Raw genomic sequence first — 236 nt, 5'->3', positions numbered from 1 at the left:
AGGATGACTGGACGCCGATGAACGACTACCTCGACAGCGTCTCCACAAAAATCTACTACCAGCATACCGAAGCCCATGACTGGACTTATATGCCGGACAGCGTCACCCGCAGAATGCAGACGGTGAACTCTAACTACGATACCGATACCTGGGGCCTGCAGACCGCGCTGGCGAAAACCCTGGGCCGCCACGATCTGAGCGCCGGCTTCAACGCCAGCACCAGCAAAACCCAGCGA

Annotated in this window: 1 protein-coding gene; it reads left to right on the top strand. The window is 58.1% G+C overall.

The window, feature by feature from the left end; genetic code table 11:
* A partial coding sequence (locus tag QP437_RS10430) for a hypothetical protein (RefSeq protein WP_285267793.1) occupies positions 1-236 on the top strand: 236 nt, incomplete at both ends.

It is taken from the genome of Haemophilus sp. UMB1048 (assembly GCF_030218125.1).
In the GTDB taxonomy this organism is placed as follows: domain Bacteria; phylum Pseudomonadota; class Gammaproteobacteria; order Enterobacterales; family Pasteurellaceae; genus Haemophilus_D.
The sequence above is the reverse complement of the archived record's forward strand: the minus strand, read 5'-3'. Positions and strand labels throughout refer to the sequence as shown.